This is a genomic window from Mangrovibacter sp. MFB070 (assembly GCF_000705335.1).
Taxonomy (GTDB): domain Bacteria; phylum Pseudomonadota; class Gammaproteobacteria; order Enterobacterales; family Enterobacteriaceae; genus Mangrovibacter; species Mangrovibacter plantisponsor.
On sequence record NZ_JJMI01000005.1, the window covers coordinates 155,714 to 182,405 of the forward strand.

Annotated in this window: 20 protein-coding genes; 8 read left to right on the top strand and 12 right to left on the bottom strand. The window is 48.9% G+C overall.

What is annotated here, in order from left to right; translation table 11 throughout:
• Positions 1–10: 10 nt before the first annotated feature.
• Both DT73_RS02580 and DT73_RS02585 read right to left on the bottom strand, forming a co-directional pair.
• Positions 11–895 (bottom strand): fumarylacetoacetate hydrolase family protein, encoded by an 885-nt coding sequence (locus tag DT73_RS02580; protein ID WP_036103410.1) that lies wholly within the window; start codon positions 893–895, stop codon positions 11–13.
• Positions 896–913: 18 nt separating this feature from the next.
• A complete protein-coding gene (locus tag DT73_RS02585) occupies positions 914–2,275 on the bottom strand; it encodes a 2-hydroxycarboxylate transporter family protein (protein WP_036103414.1) in 1,362 nt (453 codons plus the stop codon).
• 323 nt (positions 2,276–2,598) lie between these two features.
• On the opposite strand from DT73_RS02585, the gene DT73_RS02590 reads away from it, so the two are divergent.
• Both DT73_RS02590 and DT73_RS02595 read left to right on the top strand, forming a co-directional pair.
• A complete protein-coding gene (locus DT73_RS02590; RefSeq protein WP_036103417.1) occupies positions 2,599–4,236 on the top strand; it encodes a sensor histidine kinase in 1,638 nt (545 codons plus the stop codon).
• Positions 4,217–4,918, top strand: a complete 702-nt coding sequence (locus DT73_RS02595; RefSeq protein ID WP_036103420.1) for a response regulator — start codon at positions 4,217–4,219, stop codon at positions 4,916–4,918. The genes DT73_RS02590 and DT73_RS02595 overlap by 20 nt, the downstream gene beginning before the upstream one ends.
• Before the next feature lie 64 nt (positions 4,919–4,982).
• On the opposite strand, the gene DT73_RS02600 is transcribed toward DT73_RS02595, so the two are convergent.
• The 4 genes from DT73_RS02600 to yieH form a co-directional block, all read right to left on the bottom strand.
• Positions 4,983–6,578: an ABC transporter substrate-binding protein gene (locus tag DT73_RS02600; RefSeq protein ID WP_036103423.1), complete on the bottom strand. Its 1,596-nt coding sequence runs from the start codon at positions 6,576–6,578 to the stop codon at positions 4,983–4,985.
• Between the two features lie 161 nt (positions 6,579–6,739).
• Positions 6,740–7,315: a hypothetical protein gene (locus DT73_RS02605; RefSeq protein ID WP_036103425.1), complete on the bottom strand. Its 576-nt coding sequence runs from the start codon at positions 7,313–7,315 to the stop codon at positions 6,740–6,742.
• 71 nt (positions 7,316–7,386) lie between these two features.
• Positions 7,387–7,929 carry a hypothetical protein gene (locus tag DT73_RS02610; protein WP_036103428.1) on the bottom strand — a complete coding sequence of 181 codons (543 nt, stop codon included), beginning with the start codon at positions 7,927–7,929 and terminating at the stop codon, positions 7,387–7,389.
• 387 nt (positions 7,930–8,316) lie between these two features.
• Positions 8,317–8,982 (bottom strand): 6-phosphogluconate phosphatase, encoded by a 666-nt coding sequence (yieH, locus tag DT73_RS02615; RefSeq protein WP_036103431.1) that lies wholly within the window; start codon positions 8,980–8,982, stop codon positions 8,317–8,319.
• Between the two features lie 165 nt (positions 8,983–9,147).
• Here yieH and DT73_RS02620 point away from each other — a divergent pair, with 165 nt between their 5' ends.
• On the top strand, positions 9,148–10,485 hold the full coding sequence (locus tag DT73_RS02620) for an NCS2 family permease (protein ID WP_036103433.1): 1,338 nt from the start codon (positions 9,148–9,150) through the stop codon (positions 10,483–10,485).
• A 153-nt stretch (positions 10,486–10,638) separates the two neighbouring features.
• Here the strand turns inward: DT73_RS02620 and DT73_RS02625 are convergent, their stop codons facing one another.
• Together DT73_RS02625 and DT73_RS02630 are read right to left on the bottom strand one after the other, a co-directional pair.
• A complete protein-coding gene (locus DT73_RS02625; RefSeq protein WP_036103437.1) occupies positions 10,639–11,370 on the bottom strand; it encodes a 4'-phosphopantetheinyl transferase superfamily protein in 732 nt (243 codons plus the stop codon).
• 183 nt (positions 11,371–11,553) lie between these two features.
• Positions 11,554–11,865: a SelT/SelW/SelH family protein gene (locus tag DT73_RS02630; protein WP_036103565.1), complete on the bottom strand. Its 312-nt coding sequence runs from the start codon at positions 11,863–11,865 to the stop codon at positions 11,554–11,556.
• A gap of 230 nt (positions 11,866–12,095) precedes the next feature.
• Between DT73_RS02630 and DT73_RS02635 the strand changes: the two genes are divergently transcribed.
• Positions 12,096–13,124 (top strand): hemin-degrading factor, encoded by a 1,029-nt coding sequence (locus DT73_RS02635; RefSeq protein ID WP_036103440.1) that lies wholly within the window; start codon positions 12,096–12,098, stop codon positions 13,122–13,124.
• Positions 13,125–13,300: 176 nt separating this feature from the next.
• Here DT73_RS02635 and DT73_RS02640 read toward each other — a convergent pair whose 3' ends face one another.
• The 4 genes from DT73_RS02640 to DT73_RS02655 all read right to left on the bottom strand — a co-directional run bounded on the left by DT73_RS02640 (position 13,301) and on the right by DT73_RS02655 (position 20,694).
• Entirely contained in the window at positions 13,301–14,143 is an 843-nt protein-coding gene (locus DT73_RS02640; protein WP_036103442.1) for a hypothetical protein, read from the bottom strand.
• Positions 14,144–14,721: 578 nt separating this feature from the next.
• The gene (locus DT73_RS02645) at positions 14,722–16,929 is read right to left on the bottom strand and encodes a TonB-dependent siderophore receptor (RefSeq protein WP_051691245.1); all 2,208 of its coding nucleotides are present in this window, start codon (positions 16,927–16,929) and stop codon (positions 14,722–14,724) included.
• A gap of 535 nt (positions 16,930–17,464) precedes the next feature.
• Positions 17,465–18,349, bottom strand: coding sequence for a diguanylate cyclase regulator RdcB family protein (locus tag DT73_RS02650; protein WP_036103445.1), 885 nt, complete (start codon positions 18,347–18,349; stop codon positions 17,465–17,467).
• A gap of 2 nt (positions 18,350–18,351) precedes the next feature.
• The gene (locus DT73_RS02655) at positions 18,352–20,694 is read right to left on the bottom strand and encodes a dynamin family protein (protein ID WP_036103449.1); all 2,343 of its coding nucleotides are present in this window, start codon (positions 20,692–20,694) and stop codon (positions 18,352–18,354) included.
• Positions 20,695–21,497: 803 nt separating this feature from the next.
• Between DT73_RS02655 and DT73_RS02660 the strand changes: the two genes are divergently transcribed.
• From DT73_RS02660 to fdhF, 4 genes are all read left to right on the top strand, one after another.
• Positions 21,498–21,833 carry a zinc ribbon domain-containing protein YjdM gene (locus DT73_RS02660; protein ID WP_036103452.1) on the top strand — a complete coding sequence of 112 codons (336 nt, stop codon included), beginning with the start codon at positions 21,498–21,500 and terminating at the stop codon, positions 21,831–21,833.
• A gap of 387 nt (positions 21,834–22,220) precedes the next feature.
• Positions 22,221–23,765: a PAS domain-containing methyl-accepting chemotaxis protein gene (locus DT73_RS02665; protein WP_036103456.1), complete on the top strand. Its 1,545-nt coding sequence runs from the start codon at positions 22,221–22,223 to the stop codon at positions 23,763–23,765.
• Positions 23,766–23,903: 138 nt separating this feature from the next.
• Complete coding sequence (gene phnO, locus DT73_RS02670) at positions 23,904–24,335, top strand: aminoalkylphosphonate N-acetyltransferase (protein ID WP_036103459.1); 432 nt, start codon at positions 23,904–23,906, stop codon at positions 24,333–24,335.
• Between the two features lie 189 nt (positions 24,336–24,524).
• On the top strand, positions 24,525–26,672 hold the full coding sequence (fdhF, locus tag DT73_RS02680; protein WP_084172224.1) for a formate dehydrogenase subunit alpha: 2,148 nt from the start codon (positions 24,525–24,527) through the stop codon (positions 26,670–26,672).
• Positions 26,673–26,692: the final 20 nt, after the last annotated feature.

Here is a 26,692-nt window from a genome sequence, read left to right on the forward strand (position 1 = left end):
ACCAGCCAGGTCAGTGAGACACTGCGGCCAGAGGCCGCTCCGAAAGCACTGCAGGTGCAGGGGCTTCAACAATGACATTGCTCAAATGACCGATGCCTTCTACTTCCACTTCAATGCGGTCGCCTTCATGCATAAACAGTGGCGGATTACGCTTTTTACCTACGCCCCCGGGTGACCCGGTAATAATGACGTCTCCCGGGTTCAGGCGGGTGAATGTGCTGATGTATTCAATCAATTCCGCCACGCTGTGGATCATGCTGGCGGTATTGTCTTCCTGCACCATGCGGCCATTCAGCCAGGTGCGAATCGCCAGTTTGTGGGGGTCGGGAATGGCATCTGCCGTGGTCATCCAGGGCCCAAATGCACCGGTCTGCGGCCAGTTTTTACCGGCAGTAAACCAGGTGTGCTGCCAGTCTCTGGCAGAGCCGTCCATGTAGCAGCTATACCCGGCGACATGTTTCAGCGCCTGGTCTCGTGTGATTTGCTCACCCCCCAGGCCAATGATCACCGCCAGTTCGCCTTCGTAATCAAACTCGCTGGAGTAGTGTGGTTTCATCACCGGCTGGTTGTGCCCGGTTTGTGAATCCGGGAAGCGGACAAACAAAGTTGGTGCAGGATCGTGCTGATCAAACTCCCGGCGTTTTTCCGCATAATTCATGCCGACGCACAGGATCTTTTCTGGCTGGCTGATTACGGGCAGAAACACGACATCATCAAAACTTACGTCTGCACTTAACTGCGCCAGTGCCTGAGCATGAGGCAGGGCATTCCCTGCCAGCAGTGCTTTAAGGCTCGGCCAGCGGTCGCCAAGGCGCATGCCCAGGTCAATAAAGCCATCCGGTGTGACGATGCCATAACTGTGGCGGCCAAGATGTTGGTAACTTGCAATTTTCATAGCGGTAAAACCTGTCAGTCAGACTAAAAAGTTGCCGAGGAACAGCAGTGCCAGGGAGACATTTATAGCGCCACCAATACGCGTGGCTATTTGTGCAAAAGGCATTAAGGACATACGGTTACCCGCAGTAAGAATGGCGACATCACCCGTACCGCCCTGGCCACTCTGGCAGCAGGAAACAATGGCCACATCAATGGGATGCATGCCTATCTTCTTGCCAACAAAGAACCCGGTGGCAACCAGAGCACTGACAGTGCTGACAATCACTAACAGGTTGGTGAACGTGAATGCGTGAACCAGTTCTTCCCATGGGGTAATGGCAACGCCTACGGCAAAAAGGATTGGGTAAGTCACGGAAGTCTGGAAGAATTTATAGACCACCTGTGAGCCTTCCAGCAGGCGGGGAGAAACACCGTGAACCAGTTTGATGAAGACCGCGATAAACAGCATGCCAACAGGTGCTGGCAGGCCAATCAGTTTGTGGATGAGCATCCCTATCATGTACAGCAGTACGGCCAGTAAAGCACCGGAAGCGATAGTGGTGACGTCAGTTTTACCGCTAAATGCCGCGGTCAGAGGACCTGCCGCCTGGGTCGTTTTCCCTGGCATCAATTCGCCTTCCCCGGTTAAATGCGGGTAGCGTTTACCCAGTTGGTTCAGGCTGCCGGAAATAATAATAGCGGTCAGGCCACCGAGCATCACTATCGGCAGAATACGCCCCAGCGCCACACCCTGGTCCATATGCAATAAAGTGGCATAGCCAATGGAAAGCGGTATTGCACCCTCACCCACTCCGCCAGCCATAATGGGCAGAATAAGAAAGAAGAACACCTGGAACGGTTCCATGCCCAGCGCCAGGCCAACACCCATCCCAACAACCATTCCCACCACTTCACCACACAGCATCGGGAAGAAAATACGCAGGAATCCCTGAATCAGCGCGGTACGGTTCATGCTCATAATGCTGCCCACGATAATGCAGCAAATATAGAGATAGAGAATGTTGGTGGATTTGTAGAATTTGGTGGTGGATTCCACAACGACATCCGGCAGCAACCCGTAATGCACCAGTGCAGAAGGAATGAATGTGGCGCAAATCGCCGCAGCACCCATTTTGCCAATGAAAGGCAGGCGTTTGCCAAACTCGCCACACGCGAAGCCAAAAAAAGCCAGTGTCGCAACCATAACGACGATATCACTGGGTAATTTTCCCCCCAGGCAATCAACCGCAATCAGCAACCCGGCCAGCACAAACAGCGGTAGCGGGATAATGCCAATTTTCCAGGTATCGAGGATATGCCACCATTTTTCTTTCAGCGAAACCTGGGCAAGGTCATCCGGGTTCTGGGGTACAGAGTAAGAATCATCAGTCGTGCTCATTATTAAGCCCCTTGGTTATTGTTCCGGGTCAGATTAAAAGAGCAAGCACCTATATAATGTGAGGAAATACATATTAAGCAGGAAGTTTTAATGGATTGTATGGTGTTTATGGAGTTTATTATAATGTGTGATGCAGTGCAGATTTAATTGCGTGGTGTTTATGGAGTTTATTATTTTCAGTAACAAAATTTCAAACTTCGCATATTAAATTAATTCTCTGCCAATTCAGGCTGTGTAGAGGATCACAAGTTTTTTATAGCGACAGCGACGGGCATATGAAAAATGGTAAAGTTGATCTTTTAATAAGTGCGTTATAGCAAATAATGAAACTCTCATTCCAGGTAAAACTGTTTGTCTCCCTTGCGGTGTTTTTCATGGGGCTGTTTGTGCTGCTTGGGGTCTATTACTATGTTGATATGAGCCGCCAGTTGTACCAGGAAATGAGCGTACGAGCCCGCATTCAGGCTCAGGAGATAGCACTTATCCCGTCACTAAAGACAGCCGTCGCACACCATGACATAACACAAATTAACCAGTTTATGACTCAGGTAGCGAAGCGCAGCGATGCCAGTTTTATTGTTATTGGTGATGAACATGCCCTGCATCTTTTTCACTCAGTATTTAATGACCGGGTTGGTAAAAAATTAGTGGGCGGTGACAATCAGTCTGTTCTGAAAGGTAAAACAATTACTACTATTCGCAAGGGTGGTTTAGGTATTTCATTGCGCAGCAAATCACCTATTTTTGATAATCAGGGTAAGGTTATTGGTATTGTTTCTGTTGGGTATTTGAAAAGCTACCTCGACAACATTACTTCGCGTAAAGTGGTTAATATTGCGTTATCTGCCGCTTTTATCCTGATGTCATTATTTGTTTTTTCGTGGTTTTTTACCCGCAGTATCAAAAAGCAAATTTTCTCACTGGAGCCACGGGAAATTGGTTTATTAGTTCGCCAGCAAAAAGCGCTGATGGAGTCTATCTATGAAGGGGTGATTGCCATTGATGCTCAATCGCGGGTTGCTGTTATCAACCAGGCGGCCAAACATTTGCTTGGGCTGAATCAATCCTCACGCGAAGTGCGTGGCAAACCGTTATCAGAATTGATTGAGCCGGTGCACTTTTTCCGCCCTGACATCATGTTGCAGCAGGATACCCACGATGAGATTTGCTGTTTTAACCACCTGACGGTTATTGCCAGCCGGGTGCGTATTATGCTGGAAGGGAAGTTACAGGGCTGGGTAATTACTTTCCGGGACCGTAACGATATCGATGCCATGGCCGCACAACTCAGCCAGGTTAAACGGTACCTGGATAACCTGCGCATCATGCGGCACGAACAGCTAAACCATATGGCGACACTGGCGGGTTTACTGCATATGGGGCGCTATCAGGAAGCAACAGCATATATTCAAAGCCAGTCAGAGCATGACCAGGAGTGCCTGGATTTTATTTCTGACCGGTTTCAGTCGCCCACGCTGTGCGGGTTGCTATTAGGCAAAACAGCACGCGCACGGGAGAAAGGTGTTTCGTTACGGTTCGACCCGGCGTGTGAAATGCGTGAACCTTTCCACGGGCTTACTGAATCCGGGCTTTTGTCCGTAATTGGTAACCTGCTGGATAACGCAATTGAAGCCACCCAGCGTGCCAGCGGCGCACATCTTCCTGTCGAAGTACTGATTCGTTTGTCCAGCCGGGAACTGATTATTGAAGTTGCAGACCACGGTGTAGGTCTGGATCCGGCAATCCGTGAGCATATTTTTGAACGCGGTGTCACCACCAAACAACATGGCGACCACGGTCTTGGGCTTTATCTTATCGCCAGCTATATCACCCAGGCTGGCGGCAGCATCGAAGTCGCCGATAATATTCCTTCTGGCACGGTTTTTTCGCTGTTTATACCCTGCGTGCCAGCCCTTGCTCCAACAGAAGAGGAAACTGTGTATGCAACTGGAACCCATTGATGTGTTGATTGTGGAAGATGAAGCACCACTGGCGGAGCTGCATGCAGAATTACTCCGCAACCACCCACAACTGCGCTACGCAGGTACTGCACCTTCCCTTGCGGATGCCCGCCAGTTATTGCAGCACCTGCGCCCGGGCCTGGTATTGCTGGATAACTACCTGCCAGATGGCAAGGGGATCAGTTTGATGAACAGTCCGTGGATTGCTGAGCACAAATGCTCGGTGATTTTTATTACTGCCGCCAGCGATATGGATACCTGCAGCCAGGCGATTCGCAATGGAGCCTTCGACTACATCCTTAAACCTGTCTCGTGGAAAAGGCTGGACCAGTCTCTGGCGCGCTTCGTGCAATTTAATGAGCAGCAGCGTACCTGGAAAATTGTCGATCAACGCAATGTGGATTCGCTCTACGAGTTGCAAGGTAAAAATTACCGTACAGAAAACGGTAATAAAGGGATTGAAGAACAAACCTTAAGCCGGGTGCAAAGCTTATTTGCCAGCCACCATGACACAGTGTTATCTGTCGATGATGTGGTGAGCCAGACCGGGTTGAGTAAAACCACCACCCGGCGTTACCTGGAGCACTGTGTGGACAACGGGTTTCTGGATGTGGAAATGCGTTATGGCAAACCCGGCCACCCACGGCGCATGTATCACCGTAAACCGGAGTTGGGTAGCTAACCACTGCGCCATCCCTGGTGCGGTGGTTACGACACTTTTGTGCAACGCCGTATGTTTTTCTGTATCAGTTCAGTTTTGCTTTCGAGAAATCACTTCCCATCAGGCTGACACTGTACCCGGTTACATTGCTGCGGGTGGCATAGAACGTTTTCCCATTTGCTAACGTCAGCCAGGGAGCCTGCTGGTAAAAAATAGTTTGTGCCTGCTGGTATAGTTTCGCTCGCGCTGCCGGGTCACTGGTTTCTTTCGCTTTGGTTACCAGAGCATCGTAGTCTTTGTTACACCAGTGAGCCGCGTTGGAACCACTTTTAATACTGCCACAGCTGAGCAGTGTGTCGGCAAAGTTATCCGGGTCGCCATTATCTGACATCCACCCGTACAGTGCCGTTGCATGCTCACCTTTACGCAGTCCGGACAGGTATTCACCCCACTCCCAGGTAACAATTTTGGCTTTCACGCCCACTTTCGCCCAGTCGCTCTGGATCATTTCAGCAATACGCCGCGAGTTGGGGTTATAAGGGCGCTGAACCGGCATGGACCACAAGTTGGTTTCAAAGCCATTCGCAAATCCCGCCTGTTTCAACAGAGCCCTGGCCTTTTCCGGGTTGTAATCATAATCTGGCAAATCTTTTTTGTAGCCCATCATCGTTGGGGGAATCGGTGATTTTGCCACCGTTCCTGACCCCATAAATACGGCGTCAACAATCGCTTTTTTATCCACTGCGTAATTCAGCGCCTGGCGCACCAGCACATTGTCGAAAGGTTTTTTCTCGGTATTAAACGCCAGGTAGCCAACGCTCAGCCCGTCAATCGAATGCAGGGTCAGGTCTTTGTCTTTTTTGATAGCGTCAAACTGTACCGGGCTGGGTGCCGGGATAATCTGGCACTCGTTTTTCTCCAGTTTTGCCAGGCGGGTTTGTACGTCAGGAGTAATGGAGAAAATCAGGTGTTTGGTCGGCACTGCGCCATCCCAGTAATTCGGATTGGCAATGTAACGAATCAGGGAGTCGACCTTGTATTGCTGTAACGCATAAGGCCCGGTGCCAATCGGCCAGGTATCTACATACTCTGGAGTACCTTTTTTCAGCATGGCATCAGCATATTGCGCAGATAAAATCGACGCGAAATCCATACCCCAGTCGGCCAGGAATGCGGCATCAGGTTTAGTCAGCACAAACTGGACATGGTAATCATCCAGTTTGTTAACTTCTTTGATAAGCGATGACAGCTCCAGGTCATTGAAGTACTCGTAGCTGCCATGCGACACATTATGGTAAGGGTTATTTGCGTCTTTCTGGCGCATTACCGAGAAAATGACATCATCGGCGTTAAAATCCCGCGTGGGTGTAAAATATTTATTGCTGTTGAATTTAACGCCTTTGCGCAGAGTGAAAGTATAGGTTTTGCCATCGGGGCTGATGGTCCAGGAGGTTGCCAGTGAAGGAACTGGCGAGTTATCTTTCGGGTCGAATGTCACCAGGCGGTTATACAGTGTTTGTGAGCTGGCAACAAAGGTTGGGCCGGAACTGGCTAATTGCGGGTTAAAAGATTCAGGGGAAGCAACAGAGCAATAAACCAGCGTGCTTTCCGCTGCCAGTGCAGCACTGGCGGGAAACAGGGTAGAAAATAACAACCCGGTAAGAAATTTCCTTGTCAACATATCGTGTAGCCTGCCATTTTTTTAAAACATAATGACAGCACAGGCCAACTGATTTCGCAAATAACGAAAAGCACTCAGGTTATGACTTTTTCCTGGTTTACTGAGTAAATTTTCTCCACATCTTGCATCACTGGGGCGTAAAAGCTCACACCAGTTTCAACTCAGGAAATAAATTTAACCTGATTACGCCCCTGCAACCCAAGAAATACAGACTCAGCCAGAAAGACATTTCCTGGATTTACTTTATCTATCCCTAATTGTTTCAGGATGGTTTTTTTCATATAAAAAATATGCTTATAGGTGATTTCATTTTTCTCTATCAAATAACTGTAGTTATCACCTTCCATAATAGACTGATAAATATCAAAGTAGGATGCTTTAAGTGCCACTTTATCTGCCCCCTGCCTGCACAGCGGTTCACACATCAACAGCCCACGTAATTCAGCAGGGGTTATCTTTAACGGTGTAAATAACCGGCGAAAGTTACGCGCAAGCCGATGCCAGTTAGGCAATAATATTATTTTGTCTGCCTTACAGCGCATTAACCTTAAGCTTACTTTTCTGTACAACATACGGTTGCGAATATTAAGAACAATATAAAAATATTGCTCAAGCTCACTGACTGGTATTGTTAATGCTTTTCCAGGGCTGTAATGCTGTACTGGACAGAATTTATCCATAGCTGCAGCAACGCCAACAGAAAAATAGCTGTCATCGGAAATGACACAAATTTTCATTCTGGTGAAATCCTTTAGGTCACCGGCAGGCTGGGAATGCGGGTATTACAGTAGCAATACCCGTAAGAGAATTAATGACTGGTGGCTGGTGTGTTATGTTCTTCTGATTTAATAGCCACTTCTGGCAGTGAATTAAACTTGACCGTATAGTTTTTCAGTTTTGCCAGAATATCGTCTGTGATATCCGCATCTTTAGCCACGGCAAGAGCTGCCTGACGGGGCAGAATTGCCACTGCGCCATGTTCATCCTGCCAGGCCATTGCCGCTTCCGTAACGGCAGCCAGCACAGTTTTACGTGCATTTTGTTGCTCTGCCTGCCACTGGAGTTGCAAAATCTGCCCATCAGCCTGGCGGGCTAAGCCCACTTTCTCTTCATCCATAGTGCTGTACTGTTTACCGGCTAATTCAGCACCCTGCTTCAGGCGTTCGTTCACCAGGCGCAAATGTGCAGCTTCCTGTTCAGCCAGCCCCGAATCCACTAACAACTTTTCCATATCGACAAATTTCACGGGATCAACTCCTGTTGTTTTCTCATTACAGCCTGCGACAATTCCCGCCGCCAGTACGAATGCAATCGCTTTTTTTGTTAACTGGAAAAAACGACCTGTATTCATTACATACTCCTTTATGTTGCATTTACCAAACCCACGGCACAACTCAGGCCTGGTATGGATAATCAAGCCAGGAAGTTCTCTGCGCGTTCCTGGATACTGAATAAAAACGACCGGTAATGCCGGATTCTGAAACTCTTGGGTAAAATTTTCGTAGCGGCATGCTACCTGAGCGAAACGGCGGCAGGAATTTATATCAATAAAAAATGTATTTATAAGTCACAAATACAATGATTAAACAATATAAAGGATATTATTCTGAATGATATTGAGTGTGGCCCGAGAAATTAGAGCAAAAAGCAGGCACAAGTCCCGTCCTGACTGCCATATCCCTTTACAGCACATGGCAAAACTGGCTCCACCGCCAGCTTGAAGACGGGAACCAGTGTGTTAACGCGTCAGAACCCAGCCCCGGGCCTGCCACAATGCGGGCAACTGCGCTAAATCATGAAAAACGGTGACGCGTGGGTGGTGAATCGGCTGGTTATGTTCGTCAGCACAGAGATAAAATACATGCATACCTGCTGCCACTCCCGCCTGAGCACCTGCCATAGAGTCGTCAACTAAGATGCAATTTTCTGGGCTCACTTGCATGGCTTCGGCTGCATGGAACATCAAAGCCGGGTCTGGCTTCCAGCTGTGAATATCGTAGCCGCTGAACAGGCGCCCGGGGAAAAAGTGAAGCATGCCCGTTTTACCCAGTGACTGCTGCATTTTTGACACCGGCCCATTGGAGACAATGCACATAGGAACCGTCACAGATTCAACCAGCGCGCGAGCCCCAGGGATCTCTGCCAGTTCACTTTCAAACAAGCGCGCCACTTCAGCGCGGTATACGGGCTCCAGTTCCGCTTTGTCCAGTTGAACACCGTGCTCATGATTGATTGTATCGATGATTTCGTAGAGTTTGATGCCTTTAAAGCGCTGATACATGGTCTCCAGACTCAGGGTAATACCAAATTCGTGGAACATATGCACATACGCTTTGGAACAAATCACCTCGCTATCGACCAGCGTCCCGTCGCAGTCGAAAAAGATAGCTTCAATGGCTGACATGGGTTTTCCTGAATTTATAAGTTGAACGTTTACTCTACGTTGTTTGCGCAATGCAATCGATCCCGTATGCGCTAATCAGTGAAAAAAATCCGGCTATTGCCTCTACATTTAGCCATTTTGGTATAGGATAGCGACGTTTTTTTCTTCCTTTACCGGAAATTGATAATGAATCAACTACACACCACCCCGGCAGAGCGCCAGGGATTGCTGGAACGCGTCTTCAAATTACGCGCTCACGGGACAAGCGTACGCACGGAAGTGATAGCCGGTTTCACCACCTTCTTGACCATGGTGTACATCGTTTTTGTTAACCCACAAATTCTCGGCGTGGCGGGGATGGATACCAGCGCGGTATTTGTCACTACCTGCCTGATTGCTGCATTTGGCAGCATACTGATGGGGATTTTTGCTAACTTGCCAGTTGCGCTGGCTCCCGCTATGGGGCTGAACGCCTTCTTTGCCTTTGTAGTGGTCGGTGCAATGGGCCTGCCCTGGCAGGTTGGGATGGGCGCCATTTTCTGGGGTGCCATTGGCCTGTTATTACTGACGATTTTCCGAATTCGCTATTGGATGATATCTAATATCCCGGTCAGCCTGCGCGTCGGTATCACCAGTGGTATTGGCCTGTTCATTGCCATGATGGGGCTGAAAAACGCCGGTGTGATTGTCGCCAATAAAGATACGCTGGTCGCTATTGGTAACCTTACCTCGCACTCGGTGCTGTTTGGTATCATTGGGTTCTTTATTATTGCCATTCTCGCGTCGCGTAATATTCACGCCGCCGTGCTGATTTCCATTATTGTCACATCCCTGTTGGGCTGGATGATGGGCGATGTCCACTACACCGGTATCGTCTCTGCTCCACCAGATGTGCATACTGTTTTCGGCCATGTTGATCTGGCTGGTTCATTCAATATCGGCCTGGCCGGGGTTATTTTTTCTTTCATGCTGGTGAACTTGTTTGACTCCTCTGGCACGCTGATTGGCGTTACCGATAAAGCAGGCCTGGCCGACAAGAAAGGCAAGTTTCCGCGCATGAAACAGGCGCTGTTTGTTGACAGTATTTCCTCTGTAACAGGTGCGTTTATTGGTACTTCGTCAGTTACAGCCTATATTGAATCCTCTTCCGGGGTTTCTGTTGGTGGGCGTACCGGGCTGACGGCGGTGGTAGTTGGCTTACTGTTTTTGCTGGTGATTTTCCTGTCGCCACTGGCGGGTATGGTGCCTGACTATGCGGCAGCTGGTGCACTGATTTATGTGGGTGTGCTGATGACTTCCAGCCTGACGCGTGTTGACTGGAACGACCTGACTGAAGCCGTACCCGCATTTATCACCGCAGTAATGATGCCGTTCAGTTTCTCAATTACTGAAGGTATTGCGCTGGGCTTTATTTCATATTGCGTGATGAAAATCGGCACCGGCCGCCTGCGTGACCTCAGCCCTTGTGTGGTGGTGGTTGCGCTGTTGTTTGTGTTGAAGATAGTGTTTATTGACGCACACTGATACCAGCTCTGTTTACGATAAAAAATGGCTGCCAGCGGGGTTAACCCGGGCAGCCATTTTTGATTTATACGATGCTTTTTATTTATACAACATATTTATTGTCTGGCTTCTGGCTGATGGCCTGCTGAAGCACACCGGCAAACAACTGTTTTCTTATTTAATAATTAATGCTTTATCTGCAGGCATACTGGTAAAGCGCATTAAGCGAGTATCCGGGTCGTGCGCCCTTTCCTGCAAGTCTTTTAACACCCGCCAGCCAGAAGCCGTATCAAACTCCCACAACTTCAGGCGTTCTGCTGCCGGAGCGCCTGCCACAGACCACACCAGCAGATCTTCAGCATCACAAATCGTTTCAACCAGCGCCATAGGTGCAAAACGTAACCGCCCAACCCCCGGCAATAATTGCAGCTCATGGGTAATATTATTAGGCTGACCAACCAGTTTTCCCAGACTTTGGCGAACCGCCAGAATCTGGACCCAGGCTTCTTTCGGATCGGTCTGGTTATTAATCCAGATAATTTCATTGCTACTCAGGCCTTCCCGCTCCGCAGGAGTGTTAATTATGGTCCGTTGAAGCTCCATATCCAGACCACATTTGCCTTCTGTTGCCACCACCACACCGGCCCAGTTTCCTGCATAAGCCACAGAGAAATCGGGTAATTCTTCACTGGCAAAACATGGGCGCCCCTGCTCACAAGTAATTTCTGGCAACACAGCAATGCCATACAGCATAAACATCAGTTCAGCCAGCAAACTACGTGAGGCCAAAAAACGGTTACGTTTATGGGATGGAAGTTGCTGCGAGTATTTCAGAGCCTGGGCTGAAAGGCGTGGTGACAAATTATTTGGGTAAGAGAGTATCCCCCGTGCAAAGTGCGTAGCCATCGTTCACTCCTTGATTAATGGGCAATTAAAAGGTGTATGCACAACCGCCCCCCAGAATAAGGGCCTGGCGTTGCTATGCAATACATTGAAAACTGAATTTTACGCATTTGAGAAGAAAAAAGCTCAATACAACACAACAATCACTGAACTTTACACTGTACAGATAAATCCAGTAGAAAATGCTTAAACACTGCCAGACTCAGAAGGCGGCGTGCGCGGTAAATCGCTATGACCAAGGCTGCGCTCAGGGAAGCAAATATCCCGCACCCGCTGCTTGAGAGTGGGCGCATCAGGAAAACCGCCGTCACGTTTGCGCTCCCAAATAACGTGCTCATTCACCCGAATAATAAAGGTTCCGCCCGTTGCAGGCTTGAGTGTCACACTCGCCAAATCCTCTGCGAAGGTAAAGAGCAACTCCTGCGCCATCCATGAGGAACGGAGCAGCCAGTTACACTGAGTACAGTACTCAATAATAACCTGCGGTTTTGGTTCCATAATCATTTCCCTTCATTTTTCCTGCGGTGGATGCGTACTGAGTGAATACGCCAAACATAGAACAATTCTCATTATCAGAGAATGCATTGCTTACACTGCGTGTTTATATTAGCTTTATTTCATATTGCTAACACTATTGTAACCTTAACACAGTGTCTGGCCTCCTGTGCTGTCCCCCTGCCCGTTGTCATCTCTTTTCCTGCTTCGGGGTTATTAAGGAGAATGAATTTATGAATGGTCGCTACCAACATTATTTGTCACTCAAAGCCACACATCCGCACAAACATGCCTGCGAGCTCGCGGCACAAATGGCTATCAGTGAAGCAGAATTGCTCTTTTGCCGGCTTGGGCAGGATACAGTCCAGTTACGCCCTGATTTCACTGCTTTGTTACACGGGCTGTCCCGGGTTGGCGAAATAAAAAATATTACCCGAAACCCTTACGCTATTCATAAGCAAATTGGGGGTTATGACAACCTGCGCCTGGGGCAACACGGTATTGTGCTGAACCCACGAGCACTGGATCTCCGCTTGTTTCCTGCTCAGTGGCATTGCGCCTTTGCCGTAGCGGAACAAACCTCGCTGGGGTTACGCCAGAGTATTCAGATTTTTGATAACCAGGGCGATGCCGTACTCAGTGCCTTCACGACCGAGAACACCAACCTTACCGCCTGGAATGAACTGATTAACGAGTGTAGTTTACGCAAACACCGGGAGCTGGATCTGCGCGCTTACCCGGTACCGTTACACACTGATGCTGTTGATGGGCAGGCGCTTGAGCGTGAATGGCGTGCAATGACCGATGTTCACCAATTCTTTGGGCTGCTGAAAAATCATGAAGTTTCACGCCTGCAGGCGTTTCGTGCTGTGGGTTCTGATCTTGCCTGCCAGGTCGACAATGATGCTGTGCAGCATATTCTGGCTCAGGCGGAAAAAGCGCAAAATGAACTAATGATCTTTGTCGCCAACAGGGGTTGTGTGCAAATTTTCACAGGGCCTATTGATAAGGTGGCGGTAGTAAACCAGCAACTGTGTGTGGAAAACCCGGCATTTTCGTTGCAATTAGCTATGGATAACATTGCGGAAACCTGGGTCACACGCAAACCCACGCGGGACGGATTTGTTACCAGCCTGGAGCTGTTTGCTGCAGATGGTTCTCAGATAGCACAGCTCTATGGCCAGCGCAGTGAAGGGGCGCCAGAACAACTTACCTGGCGAGAACAAATCGATGCTGTGATGAACACAGGTGTGGCTGCGTAAGTGGAAAAGGCCAGGCCGGATGGTATCCGGCACTGAGGGAAGCATTGCATTGCAGTGCAACGCACTTTACCCGCCTGGCGCAAAACAGTGAAATACATGGCTCAATAAACGCCGTCAGCACCGCCTGTTAGTGATAACAAGTGATACTCCTGGCGGCAAACACGGCATTGCCGCGGCTATAAACTCTGCCATTGTGTGCTCAGTGCCTGGACATGCATTTGTTCTTCATATTCCAGCGCACCCTTGCCATTTATGGCCGCACTAAACGTGCTGAACCAGTCGTCACTGTTTGACGTATCGCGTGTCAGTTCAAGAAAAGCTGTACGCAATTGTTGGTGCTGGCTGTTACCTGCCTGTAATACCGCCAGGTCTGATTCAGCCTGGGACTGATTCGCATCATCCCCACGTGCTGCGGCCAGTGCAATATCTTCTTCCGCCAGCGCCTGCCACTCACTGTCCTGAGCTGTTACCTTTGCCTGAATAAACTGCTCCACGGTCTGCCGTGCATGCGGTTGCCAGTCTGCGGCGATATTATCATCCACCAGCTTATTCAGCCTGGCCTGCGTCATTGCCAGGTCCATCGCGTCGGTCAGTTGCGTTCCGCTACCAGGTACGCCACTCAGTGCAGTATGTAGTTTTTCAGCCAGTTGATCAGCCGTTACACCTTCTGCCGCCGCGTGGTAAAAGCCTGTAAAGCTCACCGCATCCATTGCCGTAGCCGGATCAGTAAACAACGAGTTATTCAGGCTGGGGCTTTTCGCCAGGCGTTGAGACAAAGAAGCCAGACCATCCAGTTGTTCAGGTGAGATAATTTCACCGGATTCAACAGAATAGTTCAATGAGACGGTCACGCCGCCATCTTGTTGCAGTGCTGTATCAACACCAGTACTTCCATCTTGTGTGTGCTCAGCATCTTTCGTTTTTACAGAATGCCCGGAAGTGGCATGGCTGGAATTGTCAGACAACGACGTCCCCGTTATCACGCTCCCGGACAGTGACTTTGCGAAAAGAGTGTTCATCCTTTTTCCCTGAGAATAGACATATACTCGTCTGTTATCGGCACAAAAGCGCAGAGGTTTACACGATATTCAAGCGATACTAAAAAGCCTGTTTAGCAGTAAGCGGGATTTATTCGATTCAGCACAAGGCTCAAGTAAAAAATGGTTTACCTTAAAAAATGCTTTAATTTCATAATGATGAAATCAGGTGTTGATACTCTCCCCCTCGTTTTATTTGCAGTTCCGGCCAGGAAAAGCATTTTAAACCGGTATCAAGACTGAAATACGCAGGGGAAAACTACCAAATATAGTAGGTCTTAATGGCTAATATTGTAGTAACAGAAAAGCAAAATGAATAATAATGGTTATTATTTGCAGTTATTTTAAAATAACCTCATCGATAGAATTAAAGCCACATCCAGAATTGATGTTTTTATTTAAAAATAAGCACAGCATGCATTGATATTAAAATAATATTACTAATAAATAACAAAATTACAGTTTTATCCCCTGTTCCGTTTATCCTGGCTTATCCGGAAAGGTAAAAAAACCGGCCACCTTTTCAGGTAACCGGTTTATTAAAAGCTATTCAGTGAATCTTAGAAATCGTAGGTCATTGACACTTTCAGAGTGCGCGGGTCGCCCTGGAAAATATAAGAGCCGTAGCTTTCTACAGAAGCCCAGTATTTTTCATTGGTGACGTTTTCCACACCAACACGCCAGACCATTTCATTCTTGTCTGCGTTAAGCTGCATCCGGTAGCGCACACCTAAATCCAGCGTGGTGTAGCTGTCCAGCTTTTTGGTGTTTGCCGCATCGGTATACTGAGAGCCAGTATGATTGACACGCGCGGTTGCAGTCAGGCCTTCCACATGGGGGATGTCATATTCTGCGCCCAGTACCCCCACAAAACGTGGCACACCAATGGCATCGTTGCCATCGTTGGTGCCATTTTCAGTTTTAGACAGTTCCGGGTCTATCCAGGTGGTGCTGGCATTCAAACGCAGGCCCAACATGGGCTCGCCAAACACATTCAGTTCAATACCGCGGTTACGCTGCTCACCATCCAGACGAGTGTAGTAATTTGAGCCGACATAGTCGTTAATCGCTGAAGGTTTTTTGATTTCAAATAATGCCAGGGAGCCGCCAATGCGGCCAAAATCCATTTTGACACCCACTTCATTTTGTTTGGAGTGCATGATACCCAGGCTTTGGCCGTAGTTCAGTGCACCCACACCAATGGAATCACCTGGTTGCAGTGCTTCGGTATGGTTGGCATAGAAAGAAACCGGCTTCCATGGCTTATAAACAACACCATAAGTCGGCATCCAGCGGTTGTCTTCGAAGTGTGAGGTTTCCGCCCCGGAGTTATAGTCATAGTTGACCAACACCACTTTTTGGTAGCGGGCACCCAGAGTAAACAGTAACTTATCGTCCAGCACGCCCAATGTATCACTTAACAACCAGCCCTGAGTGCGGCTACGAATCGTGGTGGATGGATCGGAGTATTTACCACCAACATAATCAGCTTCAGGTTTTGCAACATCCTGCGGGGAATAGATGTTGATTGTTGATGTCGGTGCAAAGAAATTCATTGCATAGGCAGACTTGGTCTGGCTGGTAAATGCGGAATAGCCCACATTGACATTGTGCGACACAAACCCAGTATCAAACTTACTGCGTAACCCCGCCATACCACTAAGCGTATCAATAATGGTATCTGACTTCATGCGTGAAACAGTTGCGTCACCACTGGTATCTGTCAATGCCGGTGTGGTTGATTCCCCGGTTTCCCGTGCATGCTGGCCGCCCAGTGCGGCATACGCAGTCAGGCGCCCGTCATCGAGTAAGTCGTATTCTGATTTCGCCATACCGAATTCATTTTCGATATCGCTGTAACTCCATTTCTGGGTGTAGTTGGTAGAGTTACCGGGCACCGCTGGAATAAAATCGACACCACTGATATTTACACCACCACGGCTGCCATGGAAGGTTTTCTTCTGGTAGCCAAAATCCAGTGAAGAACGCAGGCGGTCGCCCCGATAATCCAGCCCCAGTGAAGCCAGAGTAGTACGGCGTTTATCGTTATCTACCGCGCCCTCGCCTTCACGGTGCAACAAGTTTACCCTTGCGCCAAACTGGTTGTTATCACCAAACCGGCGGCCCACATCCAGGCTTCCACCTAACCGGGAATCTGAGGTGTAATCCACACCGACACGGGTAATCGGCGTATCTTCCGCGCGTTTAGGTTCCAGGTTGATCATACCGCCGACACCAGTACCAGCCGCACCATTCAGAAGTGCATTCGCACCTTTGAAAATTTCAATACGCTCCAGCATTTGGGTATCAACCACCTGGCGAGGAACCACCCCAGGCAGCCCACCCATAGTCATATCATCGCCGTTCAAAGTAAAACCGCGAATACGGTATGTTTCAGCGTATGTGCCATAACCTTTGGTCGACTGCACACCCGCATCGTTAGCCACCACCTCAGCAATTGTATGTGCCTGCTGATCCTGGACTAATTTAGAGGTGTACCCCACCACATTGAAAGGCACATCCATGGCGCTTTGCTCACCTAACATTCCCAGACGGCCGCCATTGGCAACCTGCCCGTCCAGATAAGCAGGCACCAGCTCATCGCCACCAGGCTGGAAGGTATTGTCAGGAGAAGCAGTCACCGTAATGGTATCTACTTTCTGAGAATGAGTGGCCTCTTGCTTTGAGGTGTTTGTTGACTGGCTGTCCGTTGCTGTGTCCACGGCAAGTGCCGGGAAAATAGCGCTACTGATTAGCAACGCCAATATGCGGGGCCCCTTGCCCACACAAGTTGACTGGCGGTTTGACACGGCTTTTCTCTCTGTTCTTAAATGATAAGATTTATAATTTTGAGACCGATTATCATTTTTGAATTACTAAAATCAAGTCATTCTTTTCTTGCTAATTATTCAATATTTCATATAAATGAACAGAATCAGTGTGTTAGTGGTTACTACGCGTGAAAGAAATCTGTTTTTCCAGAAAAAGCAGCCGCATGGCATGACGTATCCGTCGCCTTCAACGGATAGTTCGCCATGATAAAAAGCGAGAAGAGCCGCAATGTAGCGTTAAACCCCGGGTAAAACGAAGAAACACCGTTAATGCCGCAGGTTAACTCTGGTTGGGAAGATAGAAATCATAAACAGGCAGCAGTGGTGGGTTTGCTTTCATACACAACCATAAGAAAACAATTTTCCGCTTGAGGCCGCTGTTAAACCTCATGTCTGCACAGAACGAGAGGATGTCACCCAATAACAAGGGGAAACAGGTTTGCCCCTTGTTACTGATTACCCACCAGCGCAGTTAATCGGCGTCTGCCAGGTGAAAGATTTCATCCACCATGCTGCCAGCCAGACGGGAAGCGGAACAAATACGCGGCATACCCAGCGCAATGTTTTGCCAGCTTTGTGTTACAGACCAGGTGACAGGCTGATACTCACCGTGACACCAGTCACCCAGCCAGCTCAGTAATGCTTTCAGGTCCATCATTCCTGTTGCTGGCGGGAACGTAAGCCACTGATGGTAGAAGTGCCGGGTTCTTGCTGATGCACCGATATCGCAAGCCAGTTGCGCGATGGCTCGTTCCCGGACAAACTCCACCAGCGAATGGGAATGTATGGCTTGTTGCGCACGGCAGACATCGCCAAACATTCCCCAGCGCAACTCCTCCAGCGCAATATAACAACGGGCCGCTGGAGAAAAACGCTGATAATGCCCGGTACGCCACCGTGCAAACACTTGCTCACAGTGAACCTGAGCCTGGTTGAGGCTGTCTGACTTTTCCAGTTGCGCGGCCAGCCGCTGCTGGCGCTGGCTTACCAGGGTTTGCAATTGCAGCAGGTGTTTCTCTCGTTCATGGCCGGGAGGGCAACTGGCGCGCAACACCTGAATCCGTGCCGTCAGTGATGCCAGAGTAAACTGGCTGAGCGCCATTTTACTGAGGAACCACTGTAGCCAGGCCAGATTGGCATCACCATGGTTCATTGCCGCTTCACTGCCATGTAAAATTTGCCCTGCGGGGAGTTTCTGGCGAAATACCGCCTGTAAGTGCACCCAAAACTGGTTGCTTTGTGGGTGGCGGTGGCGCTCCCGTCGCAGGTCAATATCACTGGCAAGGTCGACAACAAACTTGCCATTAATACATTCCAGTGTTTCTTCTGGTATTTCAATTAATGATGAATACGTCATTATTATTGTTCCGCTTTTAGCAGCGTCTGGATATCTTCCTGCAATAAACGTGTATCTTCACGAATAAATGTGACCGTTGTGAGGCAATGCTGAACGCGTTTACGTAACCCTTGCTGTTGCTCATGGCTTTGCTGGCGAGCCAGCATGCAGTGATTCAGGTTACGCTGAATCGCTTCCAGCGCACTGGTCACTTCAGCAAAAAAGGTTGTCAGGCACTGAGTGACGGAGACATCCAGCTGCGCATACACAGCTCCCCGCATATGTTCGCAGGCCTGGGTAATATGCTGGAAGAGTTTCGTCTGCAGTTCATTAAGGTTAATCACAAACTGACGTGAATAATCCGCATTTCCTTCCAGTTGATCCGTCGCGCCATTAAACCAGCGTTGCATCGCAGAACGAATACCCGTCTGCATTTGTGAATTGACAGTACGCTGTTCTGTTAACGCGTCAGCAAAACAGGAGGCAACACTGGCATCCAGCAACATATTCTGAATATCGGGTAAGGAGAGCGGTTCCTTGACACAAGCATCAAGCCCGGTACTCAGGCGTTGCTCAATAGGCTCCAGCGTTTGGCGAAACGTTGCCGTTAACGTCTGCTTCAGTGTTTCTGCTATCGCGGCCAGTGCCGCAGCCATATGGCTCTGAGCCCAGGCCATGATGGCTTCACAAGAGTGGCTTATCTTAAACAGGCTGAGCCTGGCCAGATTTTCATTACCGGAAATCAGCAGCCGCTCGCCTGGGGTGAAATCTGGTTCATGGTACAGCAACGAGGACACTTTTTGCGTCACCATTGCAGGCACAACCCCATGTTCAAAATAACTTTTCAGCGCGTCATGCACTCGCTGCCTGCACTGGTCAAGGTTATTGCCTATCTGGCCAATCGCTTCTTCCATTTCCATCTGAACACGTTGGGCTACCGGTGCCTGGCACGAATACAGTGTGGTGATATCCAGTTCAAGACTGTGAATATGTGCCTGCAGGCTGGCATCATCCATATTAAGCCCCTGCGCACGCAGAAACAGAAACTCACTGGCAAGACGGGAATAACTATTCAGTTTTTGTACTGCTGAGTGCAATGCAAAAAGCGAAGCCTTCCCTTGTGCCGCATCAAGAATGGTACTGATGGGTTGCTCCAGCAAGGCATCTTCCCAGAGCAACTGCGCAGCCTGCCCGATATGAGGGATATTGGCGAGATCAGCAGTCTGCCAGCGGCGCCCTAATGCGGCATCGGCAAAATCCTGAACCCAACGATGCTGGTCAGGGTCAGGCAGGCAACCATGCTGTTCAATTTCATGTTTGGCACGATATGCCAGGTAACCCCACATTGAAGACACCGGGAAGACATGTTCCGGGGTGATAACTCCGCGCATCAAAGAACCGGCTATCAGGGCGCGAATTTGCTGTTCGTCATCGCTATTACGATCTTTCTGATCAAACTTGTTGACCAGCGCATACACCGGCACTTTGTCGCCAACCTGAGCCACTACCCGGCGCATTTCATCATCGGATATGGATTTGAGCTGAGTGTAATCCAGCACCACCATAACCGCCGAAGCCCGGCTTAATTGCTCTTTTAACATTTGCTGCAAATAAGGCTGGCCGGCTTCATTGGGCCCGGGGGTATCCAGCAACGTTAACTGACCATAAGGAACTTCCTGTTCAGCCAGGTGAACAAATTCCACCTCAATTACAGGAATATGTTCAATTGCAGTATAAGCGGCAAAAGGGAAATCAATGTTGAGAACCTGAGATAACCGTACCAGGTCATTCAGGCTTTTCAGGCAATAAAAAATAGGCTGGGCACCCAGATAGTGCCGTTCGAATCCCTGCTTTTCAATTATGCGTTGAATCAGGGCTTCCATATCGTTGTCTATTTCCAGGCGCTCTGCCAGCGCCTGCCGGTCTGAATGTATCAGGCAGGCATGCAAATTTTCCATCAATGCTTCAATAGGTAAAACATGAGGAAAATAGAGACTGGGTTCCCGCTGGCCAGGCGTGTGGCGAATCAACGTAGGCAGCGCTGTCATAGGCCGGTTACGGTTGGGCAGCACTTCAGTACCAATGATGGCATTAATCGTCGTGGATTTGCCTGCTTTCATGGTGCCAACAATCGCCAGTACCATTTCCTGATGCGTGAGCTTACGCAGCTCACTTTGCAATATTTCATGCTGCCTTTGTATGCCATTAAGGCTGAAATGGTTAGCATTTGCAGCAACAGTACTGTCTGTCGCTGCAACAGGCGGGCTGGAAGCAGGGAACTGTTGAATCGAATCAAGCTGCGAAATAGCCAGTTGCAATAGCCTCTCCGCCTCCTGACTTAATTCAAATATTGTCTGTGTGTGCATAAAAACCTTTCCTTAATGCAAATCATCAGACGTGATAATCACGTCTTTTATTTTTTAGTTATGAAATAGCCTGGAACTATTTATTTTTAATATAAAGAAAAACCATTACCCGCAGGTAAGGAAGCAAAAAGATTTCTTTTCTATTCAATCAATAAGCATGACACAACACTGGCAACAACCCTCCCCGGGTAAATAAACCCAGGGTACTAATCAGCGAAAAGAGTGTTCCCACACCAGTGAGCGTAGCGTTGCGGAGGAAGCCAATTAAGAGAGTGAGCCACCTAAAGCCGCCAGTGAAGAATAACACTATCTTATTAGCTTTCACGATATGTTGTTCGCATATTTAAAGCAACTTATTGATTGTGAGAATGAAAAACCAGGTTATCTCATTCCCTGCCGATGGCATTAATTTTGGTTAAGTAAAATCATGATTGCGAATCACTCCCATTTCAATGGGCGCCAGACGGTATGTTTCCACCTCTGTAATGACAGAATCACGCCATAAAAAACACCATTGCTTTTTTAGCAGTTAAAACCACAAATTGAATATATATGTTATTGTTAAATATAATATTTATTATAATCAGAATCATGTAAACATGCAAAAAACCACACAATCACCATGAGAAATAAGTTATAATCCAGCGGTTTTTTACCATTTAATGAGAATTCTCTGCAGATTATCGGCTTTTACGCCTGACAGAATTCGCACAAAATGGCCCGCTAACTCCATAATTGGGTGGGCTTTTTGTTCAGCGCCAGGCAGAGAATATCAGTACCAGTGATACAATAAAGGATACGCCATGCAACTGCCTCAATGCCCCAAATGCCAGTCTGAATATACATACCAGGATAATCTGATGTATGTCTGCCCGGAGTGTGCTCACGAATGGCGTGACGACGAACCCGCACACCAGGACGATACCCTGGTGGTGAAAGATGCCAACGGGAATACTCTCGCTGATGGCGACAGTGTCACCGTGGTTAAAGACCTGAAAGTCAAAGGCAGCTCTTCCACACTGAAAATTGGCACCAGGGTGAAAAATATCCGTCTGGTGGAAGGTGACCATAATATTGATTGCAAAATCGATGGTTTTGGGCCAATGAAACTGAAATCTGAATTTGTTAAAAAGAACTGATTCGTTTCACCTCCCGTTAATGGGAGGTGTTTTTTTCTTGTGCCATTTATAAATAGTAAAAAAAGTCCCGACATAATTTATTTATCAGCTACCACTCATCAGACACAAACAATATCCCGGTTATTTCACGCACCAGGTAATACCCTGGCAAAACACTAAACTATTATCACGATAGTACAATTTCCGTATAAAGCAAAAATTTAAAAACACATAAAATCAATGCATTAAAGAAATATTAATTAAATTTAATTGTTAGCCATAATTAAACTACACTTACTCATTCCTTAGAGAAAATTTTTTAGATAGCCATCACTTTTTAATGCTAAAGATATATTAAGAAATGCCGAGATCATCTGTTAATCCCGCAATAACGCCAGGTATAACCAAATGCGCCAACAGCCTTTTGTGACAGATACTGAATATGAGTTGACGGACGACGCGACACTGATGTCTACCACAGACCTGCAGAGTTATATCACTTATGCGAATGACAGTTTTATCGAAGCCAGTGGTTTCTCCAGTGAGGAGCTTATTGGCCAGCCGCATAACCTGGTACGCCACCCGGATATGCCACGCCAGGCATTTGCTGATATGTGGGCAACGTTAAAACGTGGGGAACCCTGGACCGGGCTGGTAAAAAACCGGCGGAAAAATGGGGATTATTATTGGGTGCGGGCGAATGCAGTTCCTATTGTACGTAATGGACAAGTAATGGGGTATATGTCTATTCGCACTAAGCCCGCACGTGAGGAAATTCGTGAGGCAGAAACCCTCTACCGGGCCATGAATGAAGGGCGCGCAACTAATCTCACATTACGTAATGGCCTGGTGGTCAAAAAAGGGGTCTCTTCACTCTTTTCATTAACCAAAACATTATCATTGCGCTGGCGTATTCGCCTGCCACTGCTGGTAACACTGCTGCTCTCCTCAGCAGTAATGGGTTTTGTAAATATCTCCCTGCATGAATACCTGGTTATGCTCGGGTTAAATACCGTTCTGTTTATTTTGGTGGGGCTGCTGCAGGAACGCCAGGTCGCTACGCCTGCAGAACAACTGCATAAACAGGCGCTGATGGTGGCGACAGGCAACAGCCATAATGTCGACCACATGCAACGTTCGGATGAAGTCGGCATTACTTTGCGTTCAATCAGCCAGTTAGGCCTGATGTTCCGCTGGCTTATCAATGATGTCAGCGGCCAGGTGTGCAGTGTGCGTACCGGCAGCGATGCGCTGGCACAAGGGAATGAAGACCTTAATGAGCGCACCCGGCAAACAGCAGTGAACGTGCAACAAACCCTGGCAACCATGACGCAGTTATCCGATACCGTGCGGGATAACACCAACACCGCCGCTCAGGCGAATAAGCTCTCCGGGCAGGCGAGCAATGCGGCTACCCATGGCGGGCAAGTGATGGAAACCGTTATTGCCACCATGAACCAAATAGCCGAAAGCACCAAACAAATTGGCAGTATTACATCCCTGATTGACAGCATTGCGTTTCAAACCAACATTCTGGCACTGAACGCCGCTGTAGAAGCCGCCCGCGCGGGTGAGCAGGGGAAAGGGTTTGCCGTGGTGGCGGGCGAGGTACGCAGCCTGGCACAACGCAGTGCCAAAGCGGCCAGCGATATTCGCCATTTAATTGAATCCAGCTCTTCGCGGGTAGAATCCGGAGCCGAAGAAGTACAGAAAGCTGGCGAAACAATGCACGATATTGTGGACCAGGTGAAGAATGTGACCCAGCTTATCGCGCAAATTAGCGATGCGACCGCAGACCAGGCGCACAGTCTTTCTGAAATTACCAAAGCCGTTGATCAACTTGATCATATTACTCACCAGAACGCGACACTGGTTGATCAGGGCGCCCAGGCTTCGGCCTCCATGCAACACCAGGCTTCCCGTCTGGAAGATGCCGTCAACGTGTTCCGTTAACCGGTTTGCCAGCAAGGGCTGGCAAATCTGTTGATTCACTATCCAGTGGGTACTTGCCAGTGGGCACTTGAGGGATGGCAAAAATCACACTATGTTGATTAGCATATCCCTCACAACACTTCTGTTCCGGGAGCCGTCATGTCGATTGAACTACGCCCTGCCCGGCTTAATGACGCCGATGCGTTATACAAGCTAATTTGCGAACTGAAACAAACTACGTTTGACCGGGACGCCTTTCTCAGTGGGCTGGTACGTAATCTCGACGATCCACAGCGTTTTTACCAGCTTGCACTGCTGGATAACCACCCGGTGGGTATGATTAGCCTGCAGATGCAATTTCACCTGCACCATGTCCGCTGGATTGGTGAAGTTCAGGAACTGGTTGTCATGCCGGAATCACGCGGGCACAACACTGGCCAACGCTTGCTGGCCTGGGCTGAAAGTAAAGCCCGTGAGTGGGATGCAGAGCTGCTTGAGTTATCTTGCGGAGCACTGCGCAAAGACGCCCACCGCTTTTATTTACGCGAAGGCTACGAACCCACACATTTGCGTTTCACCAAACGCCTGTAACACTCACTACTCATTTCCCTTCTCGACACGTCATATCTGACGAAGGCCTGTCTTTCGTCAGAGTTTTGTCAAAAAAAACACCGTAATATCCTGATTAGTTCCGGGCTTATTTAGCTGGCACAGAAAATGCATTGATGGGCGCGCGTGATGGCATGCCACACGCTTACTCTTATCACTGGAGCCAATCGGATGAAAAAAGTTGTCACGGTTTGCCCTTATTGCGCATCAGGTTGCAAAATCAACCTGGTGGTTAATAACGGTAAAATCGTCAAGGCCGAAGGCGCAAACGGGAAAACCAATGAAGGCGATTTGTGCCTGAAAGGGTATTACGGCTGGGATTTTATCAATGATACCCAGATCCTCACTCCCCGCCTGAAGTCCCCCATGATTCGTCGCAAACGCGGCGGCAAACTGGAAGCCGTTTCCTGGGATGTTGCGCTGGATTATGTCAGCGAACGCCTGAGTGCGATTAAACAGAAATATGGCCCGAATGCCATTATGACCACCGGGTCTTCCCGTGGTACGGGCAACGAAACCAATTACGTGATGCAAAAATTTGCGCGCGCCGTTATTGGCACCAATAACGTCGATTGCTGCGCACGCGTCTGACACGGCCCTTCGGTTGCAGGTCTGCACCAGTCGGTCGGTAATGGCGCAATGAGTAATGCCATCAACGAAATTGACGACACAGATTTACTGTTTATTTTCGGCTATAACCCTGCGGATTCGCATCCTATTGTTGCGAAGCATGTTCTGCGCGCAAAACAAAATGGCGCGAAAATCATTGTGTGCGACCCACGCAAAATTGAAACCGCGCGTATTGCCGACCAGCACCTTGCTTTGCGTAATGGTTCAAATATTGCCCTGCTCAATGCTCTGGGCCATGTGATCATCGAAGAAAACTTGTACGACAAAGACTTCGTTGCCACGCGCACAGAAGAGTTTGAGGAATACCAAAAAATTGTTGCGGGCTATACCCCGGAATCCGTCGAAGACATTACGGGGCTGAGTGCACAGCAAATCCGTCAGGCGGCCCGGACCTACGCCGGCGCTAAAACTGCGATGATTTTGTGGGGCATGGGCGTCACGCAATTTTACCAGGGCGTGGAAACCGTTCGTTCCCTGACGAGCCTTGCATTGCTGACCGGGAATCTGGGCAAACCCCATACCGGCGTTAACCCGGTACGTGGCCAGAACAATGTTCAGGGTGCCTGCGATATGGGCGCACTGCCAGACACCTTCCCGGGCTACCAGTATGTGAACAACCCTGAGCACCGCGCGAAATTTGCCAGTGCCTGGGGCGTGGGCTCACTGCCTGCTGAAACGGGATACCGCATCAGCGAACTACCGCACCGCGTTGCTCACGGGGAAGTAAGAGCCGCTTACATTATGGGTGAAGACCCGTTGCAAACGGATGCTGAACTCTCTGCGGTACGCCAGGCGTTTAATGACCTGGAACTGGTTATTGTTCAGGACATCTTCATGACCAAAACTGCATCTGCAGCCGATGTCATCCTGCCATCCACCTCGTGGGGTGAGCATGAAGGGGTATACACCGCGGCAGACCGTGGCTTCCAGCGCTTCTTTAAAGCGGTGGAACCCCAGTGGGACCTGAAGACAGACTGGCAAATTATCAGTGAAATCGCCACGCGCATGGGTTACCCGATGCATTACAACAACACCCAGGAAATTTGGGACGAGTTGCGGCATCTGTGCCCGGATTTTTATGGGGCAACCTATGAAAAAATGGGCGAACTGGGCTTTATTCAGTGGCCATGCCGCGATACCGGGCCAGAAGACCAGGGCACTTCCTACCTGTATGCGAAGCAGTTCGACCGCGCTAATGGCCTGGGGCAGTTCTACACCTGTGACTGGGTGGCTCCGCAGGACAGGCTTACAGAGGAATACCCCATGGTGTTGTCTACCGTACGTGAAGTGGGCCATTACTCTTGCCGCTCCATGACCGGTAACTGTGCGGCTCTGGCAGCACTGGCGGATGAACCCGGCTATGCGCAAATCAATACTCAGGATGCGATACAACTGGGCATTGAAGATGAAGCACTGGTATGGGTGCACTCCCGTAAAGGTAAAATCATCACCCGGGCACAAGTTAGTGACCGGCCCAACAAAGGCGCTATCTACATGACATACCAATGGTGGATAGGCGCCTGTAATGAGCTGGTAACAGAAAACCTGAGCCCAATAACCAAAACGCCGGAGTATAAATACTGTGCAGTCCGGGTTGAGCCTATTGCAGACCAGTATGCAGCGGAGCAGTACGTTATAGAGAGTTATGACGCCCTGAAAACCCGCCTGCGGGAAAGCGCACAAGGGTAACAACAACAGTGTGATATCTC